This is a genomic window from Nostoc cf. edaphicum LEGE 07299, from assembly GCF_015207245.1.
Taxonomy (GTDB): Bacteria; Cyanobacteriota; Cyanobacteriia; order Cyanobacteriales; family Nostocaceae; genus Nostoc; species Nostoc edaphicum_B.
The window spans coordinates 1-6631 of sequence record NZ_JADEXF010000194.1; the positions used below are offsets into that span (position 1 = coordinate 1).

Below are 6631 nucleotides of genomic sequence, written 5' to 3' on the forward strand. Positions count from 1 at the left end.
GGACATGATATTAGAGGTTGTTTGAAAAGTATTTCACTGTGATTTTGGGCACTCTTAGATCCCCCCTAGCCTTAAAAAGGGGGAACCTGAATCAAAGTCCCCCTTGGAAAGGGGGATTTAGGGGGATCTGGAACGTTTTGCTACCGATAAGAGGACTTTTCAAACATCCTCTTAGGCAACTATGATTATTATTGGATTGCTGAGTGTGGAAATGCGATCGCGTTACTCTTAAATTAATTAGCCACAATGTAAGTAACAACATTCTGCAATTAGTCCCCAAGATTCATTCACAAAGCTAAAAGGTTCATCGACGAAGCTCAGAGGTTCATTCACGTAATACACTCTCCGAAAGCCGTTCAATTGAAAGTTAATAGTGCTTTACTCTAGCTCATACATCTGCTTATGTTTGGCTAAAAGCTCTTGATATTTCTCATTTGTCTTTGCTTCTACCCACTTCGCTTTAAATATTGCTGCCGATTCCGCTTTAACTGGATCTACTTCGTAGGGAAGAATCTCTTTTTTGGAACCTGAATCTTCGGAATTTTGTTTATACTTCCTGCCGCTTTTATGATTAGCATAACGGCGAGAGCGAGTATAACCCATTTGGATAAACTTTCGTGCCATATCTGCGCCGACAAAATCATCTTTATCTAAATAATCAAGAAACATCTCATAGATTTTTTCACTCGACTCTCTAGCAATTTCAGGAGTTTTGAATCGCCAGTAAGGAAGGATTTCTGATTTGTATGGTTCAACCAAAAGTACACCCTGCTCACCCTTCCCAACACGATAAAGTTCAGGATGTTGGCGAAAATCAATAATTTTAAAGTCTAAAGAATAATCAAAAGCCATGATAGATTTTTATTAGAAATAGTAAACTTTAAAAAAAAGTTCAACTTCTATCTAAGTATTGAGATTTATTTGATTATGCTATCTAGCACCCAATCCGTGAACAGTGTCCTTGCGCCAGGAAACCTGCGTAAAGTGCATCACATTGCCCTCAATGTCAAGGATATGCAAGCCTCGCGCTACTTTTATGGCACAATCTTGGGTTTGCATGAACTCACAGGCGAGGAAGTACCCGCAACCCTGGTGGAACTTGTCGCATCTGGGAAAGTAGCCAACTTCATCACCCCGGATGGTACAATTCTCGATTTATTTGGGGAACCAGAATTATCACCACCAAATCCAGACCCAGAAAAGACCTTTACCAGAGCCTACCATCTAGCCTTTGACATCGATCCGCAGTTATTCGATCGCGCGGTGACAGTGATCGGGGAAAATAAAATAGCGATCGCACATGGCCCAGTCACTCGTCCTACTGGTAGAGGAGTGTATTTTTACGATCCAGATGGCTTTATGATTGAAATTCGTTGCGATCCAGAAGCTAGTTAACTTAGGGGTAATAACAAAAGTATCTACTATGGCTGCAAATATCACGCAAATCTTTAAAGTAATTGAAGATACAATCACAAAACCGCCAATTCCACACGAACCATACAAGCAATCATTGAAAGCCTGGGCGATGTATTGTTTGCGAGACAAAGGTTTTATAGTCGCTTATGCTCAAAATGCCGACTTTGCCATTGAAAGAAAACGTGAAGAAAAGCTATATTTTAAAGTTTCAAACAGCCCCGATGATTTAGATAATTCTCTTAACTGGATTGTTTGGGATAGTGTAACCAAAAGCGCCAGTCTCATTCCCCAAAAAATAGACTGATGCCAAAATAGTCATCAAATATTTCTCTGATTCTTTAACTATCCTGACTCTTGTTAGTGCAGCAAGGCATAGCCCATTCTGACTTCTGAATTCTAACTAGACAACTGCTGCACGAATATTTGATGTTCTGGCGAATTTAATCCCAACTGCAACACAGCCAATACTTGCTGCATATTGCCAGCAAGTAAATCGGGCATTGATAACCACAAACCAGGAAATACTTGACTTTTGATAATTCTATCTGCGTCCACTTCTAAAGAGACATATTCTCCTTGTTGCAGGCTAAACCAATCTAATTTGTTTTCAAATATTTGCCAAACAATATATTCTTTTACTCCATTCCGCCCATAAACTTTTTTCTTGTCATGTAAATCAATAGCAACACTGCTAGCTGCTATCTCTATTACGAGTTCTGGCGCACCTTCGATATAATCATCATTACTCAAACGAGATTGTCCTTGAGATGTTGGTGTGATTAATAATACTCCATCTGGTTGCGGTTCATTGTCTCGATCTAAGCGGACTGTTGGCTCAATTCCCAATCTCACACCAGGAGTGGCAATTTGGTAAGTCCACAACCAACCTATTAGATGACCATGTGGTTCAGCATGACTTTCAAAGCGTAATGGGGATGCCAAGTATACAACTCCTTCAATTAACTCTGCCTTTTGATGACGGGGCATTGCTTGATAGCGTCGTTCAAATTCGTAGCGAGTCAGGCGATCGCCATTTTCTAAATGAGGAATTCGCTGCTTGAGTGATAAGTTAACCATGATTTTCTGCTCTGGCAAGGAGTCTTACTTTATTATGGCTTGGTACATATTTTTCTACGGAAATACTACCCAAGCCTCATTTTGTTAATAAATCGCTAGAATCAGGTTTTTCAAATATCATTAAATGCTGTTGAGGTAATAGGTTTTTAGTTTCCCGCCAAACCAAACCAACAGCTTGCATTTCTTTACGGACTTGCTTTTGAGTCATTTTATGCAGACGTTTAATCATAATAAAGGGATTTTCACCCCGATACTCAACCAGCACCACCCTTCCACCTGGTTTAAGTGCTTTCACAATTCCTTGCATCACTTCTTGGGGATACTCAAGTTCATGATAAGCATCTACCATCAACGCCAAATCGATACTTTCAGATGGTAAGTTGGGGTCGCTAAGGGTTGCCAAAACAGACTCAACATTGGTGATATTTTTCTCTTTTTTGAATAACTCAATGATTTCCAACATTTCTGGTTGAACATCTACAGCTAACACCTTACCTGTTGTTAATAAAGGTGCGATCCGAAAGCTTAAGTAACCTGTACCAGCGCCAATATCCGCCACCACATCATTAGGTTTCAGATTCAGGAGGCTGACTACCTTACTTGGCTGTTCTTCTCTCTCTCGACTTGGACGTTCTAACCAGCCAGCGCCGGTGTATCCCATAACTTGGGCTATTTCGCGCCCCATGTAGTATTTACCGATACCATCTGGACTGTGGATTAGCCGTTGTTCGTAAACTGCGTAGCCCGTCGTAGACATCGCACCAGTTGCGGCTTGTGCTGTCAGGCTTGGATTCAGCAGCGAGCAACTCAATATCACAACAAGAGCTACTATAAAGTGTAGAAAATTTGACATTTGGTTATGACTGATCTAGATAGTTATAAACAGCAACTAAGAGAATTTTATGGTAGTAGAACTACTTATGGCCATGAGAAAGGTACTCGCCATCCTCTAGAAGCCAAGATTTTACTTGAAAGTTCTTAGTGATGTATCAAATCCTTTTAGATACCCCTAAATCTCCCTTATAAAGGGGGGTAAATCCAGGTTTTGGGCTTCATTACCAAGATGTGTGTACACCGTAGCTTACCAAGGGGTGGGGTGTTAGGGACTTTTACAAGAGGTCTACTGTAACCGTATTGGGTAATTTATTTGTTGGAAGTCCCAATATTCCGCACTCAATTAAGGTGCAAGGGCATTACCCCGAATTAGACTACCAATGGTTTTGGCAGTAATTTTCAGTTGGGTGATGGGATTAGCTGGGACAACCGTCTTATACAGATAGCTATCAAATGTTAGCCGTTGTACATCGAGGTCATCGCACATTTCCACAAATGCTTCGCGGGTAGCGTCGGAACGATAGAACACGCTTTGCAGAATATCCAGCACCTTGTAGGTGAGTCCGTATCTCTTATCCCAACGCTTCAGGTAAACCTTGAGGTCGCCTTCTGTAGGAATACGGCTACCACTGTTAGATGCTTCTACAATGGTTTCGGCACACATCCGCCCAGATTTAGCCGCAAAATAAATACCTTCACCAGAGGACTTGGTAACGTAACCAGCAGCATCTCCCACCAAAGCAATGCGACCAACGACACGACGGGGACGGGGATGTTCAGGAATTGGATGGGCTTCGACTTTGATGATTTTACCGCCTGCTAGCTTCTCGGATGCACGGGCGCGGATACCAGCTTGTAACTGTTTGATGCTGGCTTTATTGATGTGCATTGTCCCAGTACCGACAGCTACGTGGTCATATTTGGGGAAAACCCAAGCGTAGAAGTCAGTAGAAACGTCATCACCGACATACATTTCGGCGAGGTCGTTATAGTAGGCCATTTTGTCTTCGGGTAAGCGAATTCGCTCTTGGAAGGCGATCGCATAATTGTAATCCCCAGCGTCCATTTCCTTAGCAACGCGGGAATTAGCCCCATCGGCCCCAATAATTAGATCCACTTTCAGAGTTTTGGCAATACCTTGTGATATCCCATCTGTGTGGTCAATGTAATGAATCGTATAGGGATCGGTATTGTTTCCTGGTATATCGAGTTTATGAACGGTGGCATTAATTAAATTTGCGCCTAGTTTTGCGGCGCGATCGCGCAAAAAGCCATCCAGCACTTCCCGGCGGCACATTCCTATATATTCATCTTCATTTATCAGATTGATATCAACCTCGCGATTGGAAGGCGAAATCATTTTCATCTTCCGTACCCGGCGATCAATAATCTCTGGCGGTAGGTCAAATTCACTCACCATACATAGGGGAATTGCGCCCCCACAAGGCTTTGCATTGTCTAACTTCCGCTCAAACAGGTAGGTTTCAATCCCAGAGGCTGCCAGTGTTTCAGCGGCAGATGAACCAGCAGGGCCTGACCCAATAACAGCAACCCGTAGTGTCAAAGGTCTTTCTCCCAATCTTCACATTTACCGAGAGCATACTACCACGGTCTTTCTAGTGATTTGGCGGTTTACCTCCAGGTTTCTGCTGAAATGCAATATTCCTTAATGTTTCGATACGAATTGAACCTGGGGCATTGGGTATGGGGCCAATACTTTTCGGATAAACCCAACAATCTGTTTTTTGGTCTGGGGAAAGGTTAAAGGGTAAGGGGTAAAGATAAATTCAAACCTTTTCCCTTTCCCCTTTCCCCTAAAACCCGAAAAGTATTGGGTATGGGGCATTGGGCTGCTGATTGTAGTTCCCTAGATTGCAGTGGTGCTGACTGTAGCTTCCTCGATTGTGGCAGTTGCAGTAGCTAAATCTTGTTCATCCATGAAATAACGAGATATGGTATATGTAGGACACAGTAATCCTACCAAGGATCTGTAGATTTAGTTGCAGAGGTTATAGTAGCAGTGGGTATAGTAGTTGAGAATGTCTCCAAACAATTCGGAAGTTTCAAGGCAGTTGATCAGGTCAGCCTAGAAATTAAGAGTGGTTCGCTAGTTGCATTGCTCGGGCCATCGGGATCGGGTAAATCTACGCTACTACGGTTAATCTCAGGTTTAGAAATGCCAGATAGCGGTAAAATCCTGCTTACCGGTAAGGACGCTACATACCAAAGTGTGCAACAGCGAAATATTGGGTTTGTGTTTCAGCACTATGCCCTATTCAAGCATCTGACTGTCAAGCAAAATATTGCCTTTGGCTTAGAAATTCGTAAAGCACAGCCAAAGAAGATTAAGGGGCGGGTAGAACAGTTACTCGAATTGGTGCAATTGAGTGGATTAGGCGATCGCTATCCATCACAACTTTCTGGTGGTCAAAGACAACGGGTAGCTTTAGCCAGGGCTTTGGCAGTAGAACCGGAAGTTTTATTACTAGATGAACCCTTTGGCGCGCTTGATGCTAAAGTTCGCAAAGATTTACGGGCATGGTTACGCCGCCTCCATGATGAGGTTCATGTTACCACAGTTTTCGTTACCCACGACCAAGAAGAAGCAATGGAAGTTTCCGATGAGGTTGTAGTCATGAATAAAGGACGTGTGGAACAGGTGGGCACACCAGCACAAATTTACGATAATCCCGCTACCGCATTTGTAATGAGTTTCATCGGCCCGGTGAATGTGTTACCCAGTACCTCGAAGATTTTTCAAAGTAGTGGCTTTGATGCACCACACCCAGAAGTATTTTTGCGCCCGCAAGATGTGATTTTTGAAAAGGTTGCTAACGGTACGACTACGGCTGCGACAGTGAGTCGGTTGATACATTTGGGTTGGGAAATTCAGGTGGAATTAACTTTCGATGACGGGCAAGTAGTGATGGCGCATTTAACACGCGATCGCTTTAATGACTTAGAGTTAGAACCCCTACAGCGAGTGTATGTGAAGCCAAAGGATGCAAAGTCCTTTCCAGTGTCTTATTCAATTTGAAGGAGGCAGGGGAGCAGGGGAGCAGGGGACAGAGTTAGAGACAAATCATTCGTGAACAAAAAGATCCCCGACTTCTCTAAGAAATCGGGGATCTTGTTATTGCGATTTTTGCAAATCAAATCGCATTGCTATTTATTAGAACTAGCCCTTTCAAGGTGGATAAAAATTTTGTTCAGAAAATTTCTTTTTCATCTCTTACCTCTGTGTTCTCTGCGTCTCTGTGGTTAGATAAATTACTTTTAAACCGCAGAGTCACAGAGAACACAG

At 42.8% G+C, this 6631-nt stretch carries 8 protein-coding genes; 4 read left to right on the forward strand and 4 right to left on the reverse strand.

Annotated elements, in window-relative coordinates; genetic code table 11:
- Positions 1–378: 378 nt before the first annotated feature.
- Positions 379–852 carry a DUF4385 domain-containing protein gene (locus IQ229_RS07905; RefSeq protein WP_194042709.1) on the reverse strand — a complete coding sequence of 158 codons (474 nt, stop codon included), beginning with the start codon at positions 850–852 and terminating at the stop codon, positions 379–381.
- A 75-nt stretch (positions 853–927) separates the two neighbouring features.
- On the opposite strand from IQ229_RS07905, the gene IQ229_RS07910 reads away from it, so the two are divergent.
- A complete protein-coding gene (locus IQ229_RS07910; RefSeq protein WP_194042711.1) occupies positions 928–1395 on the forward strand; it encodes a VOC family protein in 468 nt (155 codons plus the stop codon).
- A 28-nt stretch (positions 1396–1423) separates the two neighbouring features.
- Complete coding sequence (locus IQ229_RS07915; protein ID WP_194042713.1) at positions 1424–1720, forward strand: hypothetical protein; 297 nt, start codon at positions 1424–1426, stop codon at positions 1718–1720.
- A 92-nt stretch (positions 1721–1812) separates the two neighbouring features.
- On the opposite strand, the gene IQ229_RS07920 is transcribed toward IQ229_RS07915, so the two are convergent.
- Together IQ229_RS07920 and IQ229_RS07925 are read right to left on the reverse strand one after the other, a co-directional pair.
- Positions 1813–2493 (reverse strand): Uma2 family endonuclease, encoded by a 681-nt coding sequence (locus IQ229_RS07920; RefSeq protein WP_194042715.1) that lies wholly within the window; start codon positions 2491–2493, stop codon positions 1813–1815.
- Between the two features lie 76 nt (positions 2494–2569).
- Entirely contained in the window at positions 2570–3346 is a 777-nt protein-coding gene (locus IQ229_RS07925) for a class I SAM-dependent methyltransferase (protein ID WP_194042717.1), read from the reverse strand.
- Between the two features lie 6 nt (positions 3347–3352).
- Between IQ229_RS07925 and IQ229_RS24465 the strand changes: the two genes are divergently transcribed.
- Positions 3353–3475 carry a hypothetical protein gene (locus IQ229_RS24465; RefSeq protein ID WP_265582957.1) on the forward strand — a complete coding sequence of 41 codons (123 nt, stop codon included), beginning with the start codon at positions 3353–3355 and terminating at the stop codon, positions 3473–3475.
- Between the two features lie 195 nt (positions 3476–3670).
- Here IQ229_RS24465 and chlP read toward each other — a convergent pair whose 3' ends face one another.
- Complete coding sequence (chlP, locus tag IQ229_RS07930; RefSeq protein WP_194042719.1) at positions 3671–4891, reverse strand: geranylgeranyl reductase; 1221 nt, start codon at positions 4889–4891, stop codon at positions 3671–3673.
- A gap of 456 nt (positions 4892–5347) precedes the next feature.
- On the opposite strand from chlP, the gene IQ229_RS07935 reads away from it, so the two are divergent.
- On the forward strand, positions 5348–6364 hold the full coding sequence (locus tag IQ229_RS07935) for a sulfate/molybdate ABC transporter ATP-binding protein (protein ID WP_194042721.1): 1017 nt from the start codon (positions 5348–5350) through the stop codon (positions 6362–6364).
- Positions 6365–6631 lie beyond the last annotated feature (267 nt).